This window comes from Isosphaeraceae bacterium EP7, from assembly GCA_038400315.1.
GTDB lineage: Bacteria > Planctomycetota > Planctomycetia > Isosphaerales > Isosphaeraceae > EP7.
The window spans coordinates 6701001-6716933 of the sequence record CP151667.1; the positions used below are offsets into that span (position 1 = coordinate 6701001).

Annotated in this window: 16 protein-coding genes; 4 read left to right on the forward strand and 12 right to left on the reverse strand. The window is 68.3% G+C overall.

Annotated features, from left to right (window positions below):
• Nucleotides 1-68 precede the first annotated feature (68 nt).
• On the forward strand, nt 69-1781 hold the full coding sequence (locus EP7_RS26475; protein WP_463525257.1) for an ArnT family glycosyltransferase: 1713 nt from the start codon (nt 69-71) through the stop codon (nt 1779-1781).
• On the opposite strand, the gene EP7_RS26480 is transcribed toward EP7_RS26475, so the two are convergent.
• From EP7_RS26480 to EP7_RS26505, 6 genes are all read right to left on the reverse strand, one after another.
• A complete protein-coding gene (locus EP7_RS26480) occupies nt 1731-2906 on the reverse strand; it encodes a glycosyltransferase family 4 protein (protein ID WP_463525258.1) in 1176 nt (391 codons plus the stop codon). The genes EP7_RS26475 and EP7_RS26480 overlap by 51 nt on opposite strands.
• 19 nt (nt 2907-2925) lie before the next feature.
• Nucleotides 2926-3663 (reverse strand): tRNA pseudouridine(38-40) synthase TruA, encoded by a 738-nt coding sequence (truA, locus tag EP7_RS26485; protein ID WP_463525259.1) that lies wholly within the window; start codon nt 3661-3663, stop codon nt 2926-2928.
• Nucleotides 3664-3667: 4 nt separating this feature from the next.
• A complete protein-coding gene (locus tag EP7_RS26490; protein WP_463525260.1) occupies nt 3668-4684 on the reverse strand; it encodes an aspartate-semialdehyde dehydrogenase in 1017 nt (338 codons plus the stop codon).
• Between the two features lie 148 nt (nt 4685-4832).
• Nucleotides 4833-5285, reverse strand: a complete 453-nt coding sequence (locus tag EP7_RS26495) for a YaiI/YqxD family protein (protein WP_463525261.1) — start codon at nt 5283-5285, stop codon at nt 4833-4835.
• Nucleotides 5286-5299: 14 nt separating this feature from the next.
• Nucleotides 5300-5716 carry an ester cyclase gene (locus EP7_RS26500; protein WP_463525262.1) on the reverse strand — a complete coding sequence of 139 codons (417 nt, stop codon included), beginning with the start codon at nt 5714-5716 and terminating at the stop codon, nt 5300-5302.
• Nucleotides 5717-5802: 86 nt separating this feature from the next.
• Complete coding sequence (locus tag EP7_RS26505) at nt 5803-7413, reverse strand: TolC family protein (protein ID WP_463525263.1); 1611 nt, start codon at nt 7411-7413, stop codon at nt 5803-5805.
• Nucleotides 7414-7767: 354 nt separating this feature from the next.
• Here EP7_RS26505 and EP7_RS26510 point away from each other — a divergent pair, with 354 nt between their 5' ends.
• Entirely contained in the window at nt 7768-8856 is a 1089-nt protein-coding gene (locus tag EP7_RS26510) for an acyltransferase family protein (protein WP_463525264.1), read from the forward strand.
• A gap of 13 nt (nt 8857-8869) precedes the next feature.
• Nucleotides 8870-9871, forward strand: a complete 1002-nt coding sequence (locus EP7_RS26515; protein WP_463525265.1) for a glycosyltransferase family 2 protein — start codon at nt 8870-8872, stop codon at nt 9869-9871.
• Between the two features lie 6 nt (nt 9872-9877).
• Here EP7_RS26515 and EP7_RS26520 read toward each other — a convergent pair whose 3' ends face one another.
• The 6 genes from EP7_RS26520 to EP7_RS26545 form a co-directional block, all read right to left on the reverse strand.
• Complete coding sequence (locus EP7_RS26520) at nt 9878-10756, reverse strand: DUF1223 domain-containing protein (RefSeq protein WP_463525266.1); 879 nt, start codon at nt 10754-10756, stop codon at nt 9878-9880.
• Nucleotides 10757-10982: 226 nt separating this feature from the next.
• Complete coding sequence (locus EP7_RS26525; protein ID WP_463525267.1) at nt 10983-11213, reverse strand: RNA-binding S4 domain-containing protein; 231 nt, start codon at nt 11211-11213, stop codon at nt 10983-10985.
• A complete protein-coding gene (locus tag EP7_RS26530; protein ID WP_463525269.1) occupies nt 11182-12069 on the reverse strand; it encodes a CvpA family protein in 888 nt (295 codons plus the stop codon). Before EP7_RS26530 ends, EP7_RS26525 begins: the two co-directional genes overlap by 32 nt.
• A 178-nt stretch (nt 12070-12247) precedes the next feature.
• A complete protein-coding gene (locus EP7_RS26535; protein WP_463525270.1) occupies nt 12248-13153 on the reverse strand; it encodes an SDR family oxidoreductase in 906 nt (301 codons plus the stop codon).
• Nucleotide 13154: 1 nt separating this feature from the next.
• On the reverse strand, nt 13155-13697 hold the full coding sequence (locus tag EP7_RS26540) for an inorganic diphosphatase (RefSeq protein WP_463525271.1): 543 nt from the start codon (nt 13695-13697) through the stop codon (nt 13155-13157).
• Nucleotides 13698-13833: 136 nt separating this feature from the next.
• Complete coding sequence (locus tag EP7_RS26545) at nt 13834-14418, reverse strand: calcium-binding protein (protein ID WP_463525272.1); 585 nt, start codon at nt 14416-14418, stop codon at nt 13834-13836.
• 414 nt (nt 14419-14832) lie between these two features.
• On the opposite strand from EP7_RS26545, the gene EP7_RS26550 reads away from it, so the two are divergent.
• A complete protein-coding gene (locus EP7_RS26550; protein ID WP_463525273.1) occupies nt 14833-15879 on the forward strand; it encodes a DUF1559 family PulG-like putative transporter in 1047 nt (348 codons plus the stop codon).
• The last annotated feature ends 54 nt before the right edge of the window (nt 15880-15933 follow it).

A 15933-nucleotide genomic window follows, 5' to 3' on the forward strand; every position in this document is an offset into this window, starting at 1 on the left:
GGGAGGTCGGCCGCAGCCCGGGGCGCGATGCGCCCGGGGGGGCCGTTGACCAAGGAAGGGGCAGACGCATGGGTGCGCAAGAGCTCGCGCCGTTGTTGCCGGACGAGGACCGTGGCCGGCCGAGGCGGCTGGCCATGGAGGCCGCCTTGATCCTGGGCCTGACGCTGGCCCTGAATCTGGCCGGCAACGACCGGGTCGGCCTGTTCGACCGCGATGAGCCGCGGTACGCCGTGGCCGTGCGCGAGATGCGGGCCAGCGGCGACTGGATGATCCCCTCCTTCAACGGCGAGCCCCGCTACCACAAGCCAATCTTCGCCTACTGGCTGATGGGGGCCACGACGGCCGTCTTCGGCGACACCCCATTCGGCGTCCGCCTCGTCTCGGCGCTGGCCGGCTCGGCGCTGTGCCTGGGCGTCTGGGCCCTGGCCCGCGCCGCGGTCGGCCCCCGCGCGGGGCTGGTCGCGGCCCTTGCCATGGCCACGGCGCCTCTGGTGTTCGTGGAGTCCAAGCTGGCCACCACCGATGCCACGCTTGCCCTGTTCTTGCTGGGCTGCCAGGCCTGCCTCTGGGTGCTTCATCAGAGGCCGTCGACCCGCGCGGCGGCCGGCTTCTGGATCCTGCTGTCGCTGGCTACGCTAACGAAAGGGCCGGTCGGGCCGGCGTTTCTGGCCGCGGCGGGACTTGCGACCTGGGCGTTTGGCGGGCCCACGGCGGGCTGGAGCCGGCTGCAATATCGCTGGGGCGTCGCCACGTTCCTGGTCTTGACGGCCCCCTGGTACATCCTGGTGGGCGTGATCACCAAGGGCGAGTTCTACCGGTTCGCCGTCGGCGACCAGGTCGTCCGACGGGTGACGACCGGCATGGAGGAGCACGGCGGCTTCCCCGGCTATTACCTCGTGATGGTCTTGGGGACGTTCCACCCCTGGTCGGCCCTGCTGCCTGCGGCCTTGCTGGCGGCCTGGTCGCGCCGCAAGGCAAATCCCACCTTGGGGTTCCTGATGGGCTGGATCGTCGGCCCCTGGCTGATGCTCGAGTGCGTGCGGACGAAGCTGGTCCACTACTACTATCCCTCCCTGCCGGCCTGCGCCCTTCTGGTGGCCTGGCTGGTGGAGCTGGTGGCCCGCGATGAGGTGAGCCTGCGCCGCTGGCCGCTGGGCCGGCTGGCGGTCGGGCTCCTCGGCGGTGTGGCGATGACCGGCGTGGTCGGCCTGGCGGCCGGAGCGTTCGTGCTCCCTTCGCCGCTGTTCCTGCCGCTGATGCTGACTGCGGCCTTGCTGGCGGCGGGCACCCTGGCGGCCATCGAGAGGTTCCACACCGGCGCGACCCACAGGGCCGCGCAGGCCCTGGCCATCTCGTGGGCGCTGGCCCTGTTCGTCACGGCTTCGTGGACGATGCCGGCGGCCGAGCCGTTCCGGATGCCCTTGCTGGTGGGCGAGCGGCTGGGCGACCTGGCCTCGAAGCACAAGGCCGAGCCGATCCTCTTCTCGTTCCAGGAGCCCAGCATCATCTACGCCCTGAAGCAGCCGGCCGCGCAGGCCTTCAGCAGGCCCGCGCTGTATGAGCGGGTCCGCAGCAGCGGGCTGGCCATCGCCGCGGTCACGCCCAAGGAGCTGTCGGTGCTGCTCAAGGACACCTCGCTGAAGGTGGACGTTTGCGAGGACCTCTCCGGGTTCAACCTAAACAAGGGGATGTCGCAGACGATCCACTTCGCCCTGCTGCGGCCGGGCGACTCAATGGCCATCCGCAATGATCCGGCCGTCGAGAAGGCGTCCGTAAAGTAGCCGCAGGGCGTCGACCATCGTCTCCTCGCGGAACCGGTCGGCAAACAGCCGCCGCCCCTCCAGGCCCATGGCGTCCCGCAAGTCGGGGTCGCCGGCAAGCCTGAGGATCGCGGCGGTCAGGCCGTCGACCGAGCGGTCGGGCAGCAGGATCCCGGTCTCGGGCAGGACGACTTCGCGGGCGCCGTCGACGTCGTAGCTGATCGCGGGCCGGCCCGAGATGAGCGCCTGCGGCAGGACCCTGGCCAGGCCTTCGCGCAGGCTGGGGTGGACCACGGCGTCGACGCCATGGATCAGCTCGGGGATGCGCCCGGGTGGGACCAGGCCGGTGAAGATGATGGCGTGGCCGATACCCAGCCCCGCGGCGTCGGCCTTCAGGCGGTCTCGCAAGATCCCGTCGCCGATGAAGACGAACCGGACTTTGGGGTTGGCCGCGAGCACGGCGGGCGCCGCGGCCAGGATATCATCGTGCCCCTTGCGCTCGAAAAGCCGGGCGACCGTGGCGAAGGCGACCTCATCGTCGGCCAGCCCAAGCTCGCGGCGGACCTCGGCGCGGGGGCGGCCTGGGTTCAAGAACGAGTCAACGTCCATGCCGCTGTAGACCGTGCTGAACTGGCCGGGGCGGCCGACGCCGGCGGCGAGCGCCTGGTCGGTCATGGCGTCGCAGACGCTGACGATCGAGTGGCAGCGCCTGCCCGCCCAGCGCTCCAGGGCGACGTAAAGGCGGTTCTTGAAGGCCGATTCGCTGGGCCCGAACGGCAGGCCGTGAATGGTGTGGACCACCGCGGGCACACGCTCGTCCCAGGCCGCGGCCCGGCCGACGATCCCCGCCTTGGAGCTGTGCGTATGCACCACGTCGGGCTTCAGGCGGCGGATCGATTGCCGCAAGGCGCGGTAGGCCCGGTAGTCGGTCATCGGCCGGACGGCGCGGACCAGCTCGGGCATCAGTTCGACCTTGAGGCCCTGCGCGGCGGCCCGTTCGAAGAGGTCCCCTTCGGGGCCTTCGGCGGGTCCGGTGATCAGGGTCACGTCATCGCGGTGGCGGTGGTGCAGCCCCTCGACGGTGAGCAGGGTATTTTCCTGGGCCCCGCCGAGGATCAGGCGCGTGATGACGTGGACGATCTTCAACGGTCGACCTCGCCTTGGATCAGTAGCGGACGTAGAGCATGAACAGCCCCTGAGGCGGCGCGGTCGGGCCGGCCTCGGCGCGATCCTCGGCGGCCAGGGCGTCCGCGACCCAGCCTTCGGGGCGGCGGCCGGTGCCGACGAGCGTCAGTGTTCCGGTGATCGACCGGACCATGTTGTACAGGAATCCATCGGCCTCGACCTCCAGCGTGACGAGGCTCCCTACGCGGGTCACGGTCAGATCATAGATCGTCCGGACGCTGCTAGTGCGATTGGGCCAGTGGGTCTCGAAGCTGTGGAAGTCGTGCCGGCCGACCAGGGCTTGCCCGGCCCGCTGCATGGCGGCGTCGTCCAGCGGCTGGAAGACGTGCCAGGCCGTGCGGCGGAGAAACGGGTCGGCGATCGGGCTATTGTCGATGACGTAGCGATAGCGCTTCGATTTGGCATCGAGGGTGCAGTGGAAGGCTTGCGGGACGTCCTCGGCGGAGAGGATGCGGACGTCGGCCGGAAGCTTGGCGTTGAGCGCCTTGACGAAGACACTGGCCGGGTGCTTCGAGGCGGTGAGGAAGTGGACGACCTGCCCCAGCGCGTGCACACCGGCGTCGGTCCGACCGCTGGCGTTGGTCGGGGGCTGGACGCCGGTCAGTTCGCCCAGGGCTTCTTCGAGCACCTGCTGCACGGTCCTCCGGTCTGGCTGACGCTGCCAGCCGGAGAACTCGGTGCCGTCGTAGCTCAGGACGAGCTTGATGTTTCTCAGCACGTCATCAGGCGCCGACCGGGTCGAGCTTCAGCAGCTCTTCGGCGATCTGGACCGCGTTGGTGGCGGCCCCTTTGCGGAGGTTGTCGCTGACGCACCAGAAGAGCAGGGCGTTGGGCCTGGCCAGGTCCTGGCGGATCCGGCCGACGAAGACGTCGTCGGAGCCCGCGGCGGCGGCGGGCAGCGGGTACTGCTTGACGGAGGGGTCGTCCAGCACGACCACGCCGGGGGCGTTGGCCCAGAGGGCGCGGGCCTGCGTGGGGGTCAGCGGCCGCTCGGTCTCGACCAGGATCGACTCGCTGTGGGAATAGAGGACGGGCACGCGCACGCAGGTCGGGCAGACGTCGATGGAGTCGTCCCCCATGATCTTGCGGGTCTCGAGCACCATCTTCATCTCTTCCTTGGTGTAGCCGCTCTCCAGGAAGTCATCGATCTGGGGGATGCAGTTATAAGCGATCGGGTGGGCGAACTTGTTGGGCGTGGGGGCGGACATACCGTGGACGGCGGCCTCGTTCTGGGCCCTCAGCTCTTCCAGGCCGCTCTGGCCGGCGCCCGAGACCGACTGGTAGGTGCTGACGATGATGCGCCTGATGCGGGCGGCGTCGTGCAGGGGCTTCAGGGCGACGACCATCTGGATGGTCGAGCAATTGGGGTTGGCGATGATCCCCTTGTGCCGGGCCACGTCGCCGGGATTGACCTCGGGGACAACCAGCGGCACCTCGGGGTCCATGCGCCAGGCGCTCGAATTGTCGACCACGACGGCGCCCGCCCTGGCGGCTAGCGGGCTGAACTCGCGGGAGACCGAGGCGGGGGTGCTGGACAGGACGATGTCGACGCCCCGGAAGGCGTCGGCCGTCAGCGGCTCGATGGCGTGCATCTCGCCCCGGAACGTGATCGATTTGCCCGCGCTCCGGCCGGATGCCAGGAACTTGATCTGGCTGATGGGGAAGTTGCGTTCTTCCAGCAGGCGGATCATCACCTGCCCCACGGCCCCACTGGCACCCACCACGGCGACGCTCTTCACGGTCCCATCTCCCCCGGCATTCGACTCGACCCGGACAAACACACGGTCCGCGGACCTGGCACAGGTCCGACACTCTTCCCGGCCGCGAGGTTCGCGCGGGCGGGTGGACCATGATACGCCCCGACGCCCCCGGGTTGGAAGCCGGCCTTCACTTCCGGTCGCGCTTCGCCGCGTGGATCGTCTCGTCGAGCTTGGCCAGGAACCGCGACCGGTCGGCCTTGGAATAGGGGGAGGGGCCGCCGCGGAACTCGCCCGACTGCCTGAGCATGTCCAGCAAGGCACGGGTGGCCATGGCGTTGCCGATCGAGTCTTCGTTGAATGGGTCTCCCTTGGGCCCGAGCACCCGGGCCCCCGCATTCAGGCAGCGCTCGGCCAGTGGGATGTCCGACGTCACGACGATGTCGCCCACGGTCGCCCGCTCGGCGATCCAGTCGTCGGCGATGTCGAATCCCCCTTTGACGAGGACCATCTCGACGAGCCCCTCCTTGGGCATGATCATCGACGCGTTGGAGACGACGTAGACCTGAATTTCATAGCGCGCCGCGACCTTGTAGATCTCGGCCTTCACAGGGCAGGCATCGGCATCAATGTAGATCGGCATCGAGCCCCCGCCCCTCAGACTGTGGCTGCGACGCCCAGCTCTTCGTAAAGCTGGGCCCTGTCCCAGTAATCCCAACCTTCGACCATCTTACCATCGACGAACCGGACCCAGGTGATGCCGACGACGCGGACGGTGCGGCCGGTGGGGGAGAACCCCAGCCCCTCGCCGGTGTGGGTGCCGCTGACGACCCATCGGGCGACGGTGACGTCGCCGCTCGCCACCACGTCCTCGATTTCGAGCCGGATGTCCGGGAAGGCCCCGGTCATGACCGCGAACTGCCCTTCGAGGAACCCGGCCTTGCCCTGGAGGTCACCCATCGACGAGTGGCAGACTCCGTCGTCGTGCAGCAGCTCGTCGACGGTCTCCAGCCTGCGCTGGTTCCAGACCTCGTCCAGCCACCTGCGCGTCAAGGCCGCATTGTCGGTCGCCATGGGGGGAAGCTCCGTGGTTGGGTCCGGGCAACAATCGGCCAGGATCGCATGTGCTTGCGTGAAAATCCAGGGTTGGAGGCCGGGGCTCAGGGGAGGGCGCGGGTGCCCAAGGCGGTGTTCAGCTCGAGCATGCTCCGGCGATGTCTGACCAGGGCATCGCGGTACTGGCGGACAACTTCATTGTAGTCGCGCTGGGCTTCAAGGTAGGGGGCCACGGCGGTCTCGCCGCCCAGGTAGAGCCGCAGGGCGGTGTTGCGCACCTGGGAAGCTTCGGGGAGGAGCTCCTCGCGGATCTCGGCGAGGGCAGCCTTGGACAGGTCGTATTCCTGGTCGGCTTCCAGGACTTCGCCGCGGACCTTCTCCTCCAGAGCGGCCATGCCGATCTGAGTCTGGGTGACGTTCAGGCGGGCCCGCTGGATGTTCCCCTGATTGCGGTTGTAGACCGGGATGGGGACGGTGACGGCCACCGACCAGGAGTGGGCGCTCTTGGTGCCGAAGGGGGCGTTGTTCTGGAAGACGTAGGGCGCGGCCATGAAGTAGACGTCGGCATACTTGTTGGCCTGCGCGAGCTTGACGTCGGAGTGGGCCCGCTCGATGCCCAGGCGGAAGGCGTTCAGGTCGGGGCGGCAGCCGAGTGCGATCTCGATGAGCTTCTCGTCGGGCGGGGGCTCGTCGAAGAGGTCGAGGATCGTGCCTCGCAGCTCCAAGCCGTCGGCCTGATCGAGGGGCAGGTTGAGGAGCACCGACAGCGCTCGCTTGGTCCGGCGGACGCCCCCCTCGGCCTCGCGGACCTGGAGCACCGCGGAGGTGCGCTGGATCCGTACCTGATTCAGCTCCGCCTCGGTCTTGGTCCCCGACTTGAAGAGCTGGCTGGAGGTGGACTGGAGCTGATTGAGCCCCTCGAGCGCGGCGCGGGCAAACCGAAGGGTCTCGCGGGCGGCCAGCACGTCGATGTAGGCGTTATAGAGGTTGTCGATCTGGAGCCGAACGGCGTCCTGGAACTGAGCCTCCAGCACCCGCTTGGCGCGGAAGGCGACCATCATCCGCGACTTGCGCTTCTTGCTGACGTCGAACGGGTAGGTGACGCTGACGTCGTACTGCGTCTGGCCGCCCGGCCTCGCCGGCGAGAAGTTGCCGTAGGGGACGGCGTTGGCGTCCGCGTAGAAGAGGGGGTTGGCTCGCAGGCTGGCGGTCAGGATATCGGCGTCGGCCTGGGGGATCTCGACGAACTGGGTGCGCAGGTCGAGGTTGCTTCGCACCAATCGCTCGATGGCGGCGTCGAGGGTCAGGCCGTCGGCGGGCCCCTCGTCCTCCTCGAACCGCTCGCCGGGCAGGGCCAGGGGGCCGAGCGTGGGGAGTTGGGCCTGCTCTCGGCGGATCGGCTTGGTGATCCCGGCCGGAGCCTGCGGCTCGAACGGCCCGGCCGGCCGCGTCAGTGTATTGGAAACGCGCGGCCCCGATCGCCCAGGCCTGCCCAGCAGGATCGAGTCGGCATCCCCGGGAGAATTGCCCAGCGGCCGGCTGCCCGCGCCCGGCGATTCGCCCAGGGTCGGGGATTCGCGGCCCGGCGACATCCGTTCGGACTCGGCGCTCGGCAGAGTCTGTCCGACCGCACGCCCGGCCCCGCCATGCGCCGCGACGAATGTGGCCAGAGCCAGGGCCAGGGCAATCCGCCCCGCCTCGATCCTTCGTCCCATTGGTCCACCCCTCCGGGGAGAGCGACTCGATGGCCGGACGTCGTCCCGACGTCCGCGACGGCCCCGCTGCTCGGCCGCCACCATCGATCGCTATCTACTTCGGATACCGCACACACGGCATCCTTCCCAAATCCTCAGTCCAACCTGGCCCCAATGGGACAACCGGCGTCCTCGGCAGGACCGCCCCCCCTTCAGTGGAGAGCTGATTGCTTTCCTCGCGAAAGTGAGCGCCGGCCTCGCGGCAGTGGCCAGGTGGGGGCAGACATGAGTACCATCAGTCCTCGCCCGAATTCCAGCGGCCTCGGGCCGACGTCTCGGGCTCTTGGTGCAGCCTGCGACGGGGGTCCATCGAGCATGCGGCGCGTCCCCGAATTCGACTCGATCCGGGCCATCGCGGCGGCAGCCATCCTCCTCTTCCACCTCGACCCGATGCGGTTCTATCCCGGCTGGTCGGGCGTCGACCTGTTCTTCGTTCTCTCCGGCTACCTCATCACCCGCAATATCCTGGAGTACGGCGATTCCCGCGGCTTCCTCGCCCGGTTCTACGCCCGTCGCTCGTTGCGAATCTGGCCCATCTATTACCTGGCGCTCTTGGCCCTCGTGGCGATCAACCCGTTCCTCTCGCCCCCCGAGCCCATGGCCGCCCTCCCCTGGTACGTTACCTACACACAGAACCTCTGGCTGCTCAGGCCATGGCCCGCCCCATCGTTCACGCACGCGTTCGACCACACCTGGACCCTGGCCATCGAGGAGCAGTTCTACCTCATCTGGCCGGCCCTGGTCCTGGTCGCGGGCCGTCGCCACCTCGCAACGCTCTGCTTCATGGCCATGGCCATGGCGGTTGCCGCGAGATCGGGCGGCTACCTCTTCTTCTTCAATAGCGCATCGTCGGAGCGGCTGCTTTACGCCCGGTGCGACGGGTTCGCGCTCGGCGGCCTGCTCTCACTCTGGCCGGCCCGCGGCCGTGGGACGGATGACATGGCCCCGCTCGGCCGCCTGGTCTTCGGCCTGGCGGCGGCCGGCTCGTTGACCTATCTGGTCCATGGCGCCTGGCGTTACGGCGGAGTCGGCTTCATCGGGCTGCCGACCCCCTCCGAGCCGGGCCCGATCATCTTCGCCTTCAGCCTCCTTTACGCAGGGCTCGTCGGTCTGGTCCTGGTGCATGCCGGCCGGCCCGTCCTGGCGCCGCTGCGGGCCCGCTGGCTGGTGTCTCTTGGTCAGATGAGCTATGGTATTTATCTGTATCATTATATCGTTTACTGGGCCGTCGACCGCTGGTGGCCGAGGGCCGACGGGACGCTCTGGGGCGGCGCGATCAAGGTCGCCATCAGCCTGGCCATCGCCGCGGCCTCGTGGCACGCCGTCGAGCGGCCCATCCTGGGGTTGAAGGATAGGTTCTGCTACGGGACGAGCGGGCCGAAGGCCCCCCGGCGGGCCAAGTGAGGGACCTGGTTTCATGAGCGATCTCGGAGTAGTGGCGATCGGTCGCAACGAGGGGGAGCGCCTCAGGCGCTGCCTCGTCTCGCTTGCGGAGCAGGCCCCCGGCAGCCCGATCGTCTACGTCGACTCGGGCTCGACCGACGGCAGTGTCGCCATGGCCAGGGGCCTCGGCGTCGACGTCGTCGAGCTCGACCTCTCGATCCCGTTCACCGCCGCAAGGGCCCGCAACGAGGGCTTCGCTCGCCTGGAACAATCCGACACACACCGATACGTCCAGTTCATCGACGGCGACTGCGAGGTGGCCCCCGGCTGGCTCGACCGCGCCCGGGCCGAGCTCGATTCCAGGCCCGACGTCGTCGCCGTCTGCGGCCGGCGCCGCGAGCGGTTCCCCGACCAGTCCGTCTACAACCGCCTCATCGACATGGAGTGGGACACCCCGGTCGGCGAGGCCGATGCCTGCGGCGGAGACGTCCTCGTCCGGGCCGACACCTTCAGGCAGATCGGCGGCTACAACCCCGGCATGATCGCCGGCGAAGACCCGGAGATGTGCATCCGGCTCCGCAAGGCGGCCGGCGGCAAGATCCTCCGCATCGATGCCGAGATGACCCTGCACGACGCCGCCCTGACCCAGCTAGGCCAGTGGTGGAAGCGGCTCGTCCGCGCCGGCCACGCCTACGCCGAGTCGGCCGCGATGTACGGCTACCGGCACGACCTCCACACCACCCGCCAGATCGTCCTGTACGGGATCATCAACACCCTCCTCGTCCTCATCCTCGCCTGGCCGGCCTGGCCTCTGAGCCTCCTCCTGGCGATGCTCTTCCCCCTCAAGATCGCCATCGCCACGATCCGGGAGATCAAGGCCGGGAGGCCCCCGAGGCTCGCGCTGATCCACTCGACCGGGGTGGTGATGGCCATCCTCCCCATGGGTGTCGGCTTCTGGATGTACTGGAGCCACCGGATTCAGGGCAGGGCCAGCACCCTCATCGAGTACAAGAATCCCGTCAACGCGGCCGTCTGAACCGCCTCAGGAGCCCGGCCGGGGCGGGACGGGCGTCGAATCGGCCGCCGCCGGCGCAATCGCCGGCCCAGCCCCATTCTTCGTCGATTGCCAGGGAATGTCGGCCGCCTGCAGCACGGCGCCCGTCCGCTTGTCCTGGACGAACACGGCCAGCCTGAGATTCCGGCGATCCCATCCCGGTGAAACCTCGAACGTGAACGCCTCGACCTTCGGCGACTTGCCCGCCAGTTCCACGAACGAGTACTTCGTCTGGCGGGCCGGGAACCGCGCCGCCAGCGACTTGCCCGCGTTCTCACCGCTGGGCACGTCGGTGACCACCCCGTCCTCGCGCAAGACGGCACAGACCAGCAACGGCACCTTCTCCGCCCGATCCGAACGGCTCGTCACCCTGACCGAAGCCGCCCCTGTCGCACCGCCCGGGGGGATCTCCAGCTTGACCTCGATCCCAACGCCCGGCTTACGAGCAAGCGCCTCACGAATCGCCGCCGCCGCCGCGGCGGGGTCCCGACCATTCACCGTCTGGACGCCGTCGACCATCATCATCGGGGTGTAATAGAGGCCATATTCGGCCGGCTTCGGCTTGGTGTAAATCTGGTTGTAGGTCATCTGCCTCTGGCTGTAGAGCGGGTCCGAGAAGACGTCCTTCCAGGGGTCATTGAAGTAGTCCACATGGAACGCGATCGGCACCACACGGGGGTCTCGGGCGGCCAGCGCCCCCAGCACCTTCTCCGCCTCCGGGCACATATCGCATCCCTGCGACGTATAAAGCTCGACCAGCACCATCCGCCTCGGCACCTCGGCCGCCGGACAGACCCGGCCCTGCCCGGCCGCGAAGGTGACCATCACCCCCATCAAAAATCCGAATCTCGCGAGGCCGCGGCGCATGGAATGGCTCCCTCCCGGCCCCGGCCGATCGCCGAGCCTTCTCCGGGTCTGGACAACATCGATCTGACCGAACCCATGAGCATCAGGCTGACGCACTCGCCCGCCCGAATATTCGGCCCGGCTCCCGCGGCGTCGGGGCGCCCCCTTCGAACGGACGAAGGCCCCGCAGGCCTCACTGGGAGGGCCCGCAGGGCCGTCGGACGGATCTCAGCGTTGACATGGGCCCCTACACGAGCTTCACGCTGGGACCGCCGATCATCTCGACGAGGTCGCCGCGCGACAGCTGCTTCCGCTTGCGCGTCTCGACCTCGCCATTGACCTTCACCTGACCGTCGGCGATCAGCGTCTTGGCTTCGCCACCCGACATCACCCAGCCGGCGAGCTTCAAGACCTGCGTCAGGTTGATCTCGACCACGGCGCCTTCTTCACCGACGCTTAGCGTTTCCGGTTCCGCCATCGGCCTCTTCCTTTTCCGAGCCCCTCAGGGCGTCGATCATCTGGCCGGCAAAGGCACGGCCGGCGCGACCCACCGCGCCGCCCCGCCCCTCGCCGATGGACTTCTTGGTCGCGCCGATCAACTCGTCGGCCACGCTGTCCTTCGCGTCGCCGAACGCCTTCTTGGTCGCGTCGAGGAGCTGTCCGGTCGCGGCATCCTTGGCGTCGCCGATCGCCTTGCGGGTCTCGTCGATCAACTCGTCGGAGGCCGGCTTCACGTCCTTGTCGCGGAACGGGTTCCAGGACCGGGCCGGTCTCGTGGCCGGGATCGCGGCGGGTTCAGCCTGGGCCAATTGCTTGATCGGGGCGTTGGAGGGCACTCCATCCTCGCCCTTCCAGAACGGCCCGAGGATCGACCTGGCCTCCGGGGGCAGGGCCGGGCCGAGGTTATCCATCAGGGCCCCGACCAGACGACCCGAGTAGCTGTGGAAGATCGGCTCGCGGGTCTCCGGTGCGATGCTGACGACGAACAGCGTGACGATCACGCCGAGCATCGCCCCCTCCATGCCGCCCAGGACCATGCCCAGATGACGGTCGAACGCTTCGAACTTCAACCGGGCCAAGGTCGTCCGGACGATCCAGGCGAGCAGGAAGATCCCGCAGGAGGTCACCAGGTAGATGGTGATCATCGCCAGGCCGCGGGCCACCAGAGGCTCGCCCGGGAAGCTCGGCGCGAGCTGGCTGGAGAGCGTGTGCGAGGCCCCATAGCCCAGGAACAAAGAGGCGAGGCTGGCAAGCTGCCAGGTGATGCCACGCCAGGCTCCCCAGCCCAGGCCCAGCAGAATCGCGCCCGCCATCGCCGCGTCGTAGATCGTCATAGGTTGACCTCCATGTCGAGCGTCTCGCGCCTCCGCGTCCCCATCCGGACCGGTCGCGCCATCCCGCAGGCGAAATCCTCGCCGGGGCGACATGGTAGCCGACCGGGCCCTGCGAGCAACCCGAGCTTTCCGGGGGCCGGGCAGGTCGACGGAACCGCTGAAATCAATGGAGGAAGCGTCAATCCAGCGACGGATCGGCCCACCCCTCGCCGGCAGCGAGACGAGCCCTGAAATCGGCCAGGCACTCGCCCAGGGGCCTCATCGCACCAGTCTTCCAGGCGTCGAGCCGTGGGGTCCGCAGGCCGCCACTCAGCGGCCGGGGGGCCCCCTGCCCCAATTCGGCGGTGGTCTTCCCCTCGATGGCCGACTCATCCAGGCCGAACGCAACCGCGATGGACCGGGCGAATTCGACCCGGCCCATGACCTCGGGGCCGACGACATGGATCAGGCCCGATTCGCCCGATTCGGCGAGCCCCACCACGGCGGCCGCCACGTCGGGGGCGTAGCTTGGGCTGCTCACCTGGTCCGAGGGACACGGGAGCGTCTTGCCGGCCCGCAGCGCCCGCACGAGCTGATAGGAAAAGTTCTTCCCCTGACGCTCGGGGCCGAAGACCCAGGAGGTCCGCACCGTTAACTGGCGATCGCCCAGGGCCTCGGCAAGCGCGGCCTCGGCATCCAGTTTGGCCTGACCATAAACCGAGAGCGGGTTGGTGGGGCTCTGCTCGTCGTAAGGGCCTGCCACGCCATCAAAGACGTAATCGGTCGAGAACCCGACGAACCGACCGCCGATGTCGGCGACGGCCCTGGCCAGGTTCAGGGGCTGGTCGAGGTTCGCCGCGCGAGCCCGCTCGGGGTCGCGCTCGCAGCCGTCGACCCAGGTGAACCCGGCCGGATAGAAGACGACGTCGGGCCGCTGGCTGCGCACGTAGGCCGACGCGGCGTCCAGCTCGGCCGCGTCGAGCCGGTCCATGCCGGCGGTCGGCACGGTTGCGTACGTGCCGCGGGCCTCGTGGCCCCGCGCGGCCAGGGAGTTCAGCAGCCAGCCGCCGATCTGCCCCGAACCGCCGATGACCAGCGCCTTCATATCAATGGAACCCCTTGCGGCGGTGCATGCTGTAGCGCTGGAGGGATTCTTCGATGATCGGCAGGGCGGTGTCGGCCTGCTGGATCTCGTCGACCTCGACCGACTTACCTTCCAGGTACTTGTAGTCCAGGAAGAACCGCCTGAGCATCGCCAGGCGGTGCGCGGGCAGTTCGCTGGCGTTCCTGAAGCTGTTGAATTCGGGGTCGCCCACGGCCACGGCCAGGATCTTGTGATCCCGCTTGCCGGTGTCGACCATCGTCATCAGTCCGATGGCCCGGGCCGTCACCAGCGTCATGGGCATGACGGGTTCCTGGCAGAGCACCAGGACGTCCAACGGGTCATCGTCTTCGGCGTAGGTCTGGGGGATGAATCCGTAATTGGCCGGGTAATACACGGCCGAGTACAGGATGCGGTCCACCCTGAGCAGCCCGGTCGGCTTGTCCAGCTCATACTTGACGCTGGAGCCCATCGGGATCTCGACCAGGGCATTGAACTCGAGCGGCAGGTTCTCGCCCGGTGTCACGTCGTGCCAGGGATGCAGCATCGCGGCTTAATCTCGCGGGGTCCGAACCGGGGGGCCTCGGCCGATTTCAATCGGAGTACTCTAGCACAAGCCTACTCCGAATACACGGGCCGTGGTCGTCAAGTTGACCAGTTTGCGCAGAGGCCCGGCTCAGGCATCAGCCATAACTGACGATCACGTCGCGTTGGAATGTATTGAGGTCGCGGGGCTGATCGCGGTTTCGCCTGGTCGAGAATCCGGTGGTGTAGAACTCGCCGAAGAAGGTGTCGGCCCCCTGCCCGCCGATCAGGACGTCGGCCTGGCCGTCGGAGTTGTTCCCCTGCAGCTTGTCGTTGCCGTTACCGCCGTCGAGGTTGTCCTTACCCGTCCCGCCGTCGAGCCAGTCGTCGCCGTTGCCGCCGTACAAATAGTCGTTGCCGCCATTGCCCAGGACCGTGTCGTTGCCATCCTCGCCATACAGGCGATCCGACCCGCCGCCGGACGAGATGAAGTCATCGCCGGCGCCGCCGTAGACGGTCGACGCGATCCAGGAGACGTCACTCTCGTACGAGTCGTCTCCGCCGCCGGCCCGGAAGACCACCTGCTTGGCCTTCAGGACGGTCACCTCGAACGGCTGGCCGTTGAACGTGCCGCTGACGAGCAGCTCGCCGCGATTCTCGCCCGCCTCCACCCGCACCACGTCGGGACCGTTCGTCCCCGTGATCGTCAGCAATCCGCGCGGGACGGTGAGTGTGGTCGGCACGACCCGGCCCTCCAGCGGCTCGCACGACGGCCTCCGACGCGTTGCCATCCGACCCCGACCCGACTCATTTCGCCTCGCCATCGCCGGCCTCCGCTTGCTCGCATTGTCCAGCCAGGGCGCCGCATCCCGCACGCGGCACGCCCGTTAAAGAATACAGACCCATCGCACGGCATGTCATCATGCAAGTCGAATTGGCCCGAAATTCCGGGCCGATTGGCCAACGAGTCGGAGGCTCGTCTCCGGCCCCGGCTCGTGTCGGCCGGGGATCCACAAACCGCGTGGCGTTCAATTCATGTTGACCATGAGCGGCGTCTCCACGACAATACGCCTCAGACGAGCCTTCAAACTGAGGGACGACCTCGTCACTCCCGCCCCGAACTCCCGCCAGGCGACCCGCCTAGGATTTCTCCCCCGATGGTCTTTATCCCGCAGCCTGCTCGCGGCCGCACCGGCTTCACGCTGATCGAGATGGTCGTGGTTCTCGCGATCAGCGGCGTGCTGGTGGCCATGCTCTTGCCCGCCGTGCAGAGTGCCCGCGAGGCCGCCAGGCGTCTTGAGTGCGTCAACAACCTGAAGCAGATCGGGCTGGCGCTCCACAGATATCAGCTGACCCAGCAGTCGCTGCCCATGGGCTCGTCGCCCACCAGGAACCCGGGCACCGGCTCGCCCGGCTCCCGCAACTCGTGGAGCGTGCACGGCCAGATCCTCGGCGAGATGGAGCACCAGGCGCTCTATAATGCCATCAACTTCGACTGGGGCGTGGAAGACTCCGCCGTCACCACCGACCCCGCCTTTCGGATCAACAGCACGGCCGTCGAGGCCGAGGTCTCCGGCTATCTCTGCCCGTCCGACCCCAACTCGGTCCGGTCGAACCGGAATAATTACCACGCCAGCATGGGCAGCACCGCGAGAAACGAACCCGAGGAGAGCGACGGCCTGTTCGCCCTCTCCACGTCGTGCAGGCTGTCGGACGCCACCGACGGGATCTCGAACACCGTCGTCTTCTGCGAGGCGGTCACGGGTCCGCCGCTCGAAGCCTACGTCCCGGCCATCAGCCTCACCGAAGTCGGGGGGATCTCGGCCGACGCCCAGACGGTCAGCGCCCGGCTGAGCCCCGCGGCCATCCACGGCGGCCTGAAGGCATGCGACGCCGCCTTCAAGACCCGAAGCGCCAGGCCCAAGGCGGGGCGCGGGCAACTCTGGGCCAAGGGCTCGCCGGGGTACACCCTCTTCAACACCGTCTCCGTTCCCGGCCTGAAGGCCCACTCCTGGAACTCGTGCAGCGACTCCGACGTCGGCCACTCGCTGTTCAACGGGGCCAACAGCGCACACCCGGGCGGGACGAACATCCTCTTCGGCGACGGCAGCGTCAGATTCCTCGGGGACGCCATCGCCGAGCCGACCTGGTGGGCCCTGGGCTCGCGCAACGGCGGCGAGATCCTCGCCGAAGGCAGCTTCTGAGCCCCACCCGATCCCCGCATGGGCAGACTCGACCGCGACGGCCGGCCCCACGCA

What these genes read in the sequence shown, in the direction of transcription:
- EP7_RS26520 (WP_463525266.1), bottom strand. Translation starts at nt 10,756, where the DNA reads ATGCGCCGCGGCCTCGCGAGATTCGGATTTTTGATGGGGGTGATGGTC.
- EP7_RS26495 (WP_463525261.1), bottom strand. Translation starts at nt 5,285, where the DNA reads ATGCCGATCTACATTGATGCCGATGCCTGCCCTGTGAAGGCCGAGATC.
- EP7_RS26515 (WP_463525265.1), top strand. Translation starts at nt 8,870, where the DNA reads ATGAGCGATCTCGGAGTAGTGGCGATCGGTCGCAACGAGGGGGAGCGC.
- EP7_RS26505 (WP_463525263.1), bottom strand. Translation starts at nt 7,413, where the DNA reads ATGGGACGAAGGATCGAGGCGGGGCGGATTGCCCTGGCCCTGGCTCTG.
- EP7_RS26540 (WP_463525271.1), bottom strand. Translation starts at nt 13,697, where the DNA reads ATGCTGCATCCCTGGCACGACGTGACACCGGGCGAGAACCTGCCGCTC.
- EP7_RS26530 (WP_463525269.1), bottom strand. Translation starts at nt 12,069, where the DNA reads ATGACGATCTACGACGCGGCGATGGCGGGCGCGATTCTGCTGGGCCTG.
- EP7_RS26475 (WP_463525257.1), top strand. Translation starts at nt 69, where the DNA reads ATGGGTGCGCAAGAGCTCGCGCCGTTGTTGCCGGACGAGGACCGTGGC.
- EP7_RS26535 (WP_463525270.1), bottom strand. Translation starts at nt 13,153, where the DNA reads ATGAAGGCGCTGGTCATCGGCGGTTCGGGGCAGATCGGCGGCTGGCTG.
- EP7_RS26510 (WP_463525264.1), top strand. Translation starts at nt 7,768, where the DNA reads ATGCGGCGCGTCCCCGAATTCGACTCGATCCGGGCCATCGCGGCGGCA.
- EP7_RS26550 (WP_463525273.1), top strand. Translation starts at nt 14,833, where the DNA reads ATGGTCTTTATCCCGCAGCCTGCTCGCGGCCGCACCGGCTTCACGCTG.
- EP7_RS26525 (WP_463525267.1), bottom strand. Translation starts at nt 11,213, where the DNA reads ATGGCGGAACCGGAAACGCTAAGCGTCGGTGAAGAAGGCGCCGTGGTC.
- EP7_RS26500 (WP_463525262.1), bottom strand. Translation starts at nt 5,716, where the DNA reads ATGGCGACCGACAATGCGGCCTTGACGCGCAGGTGGCTGGACGAGGTC.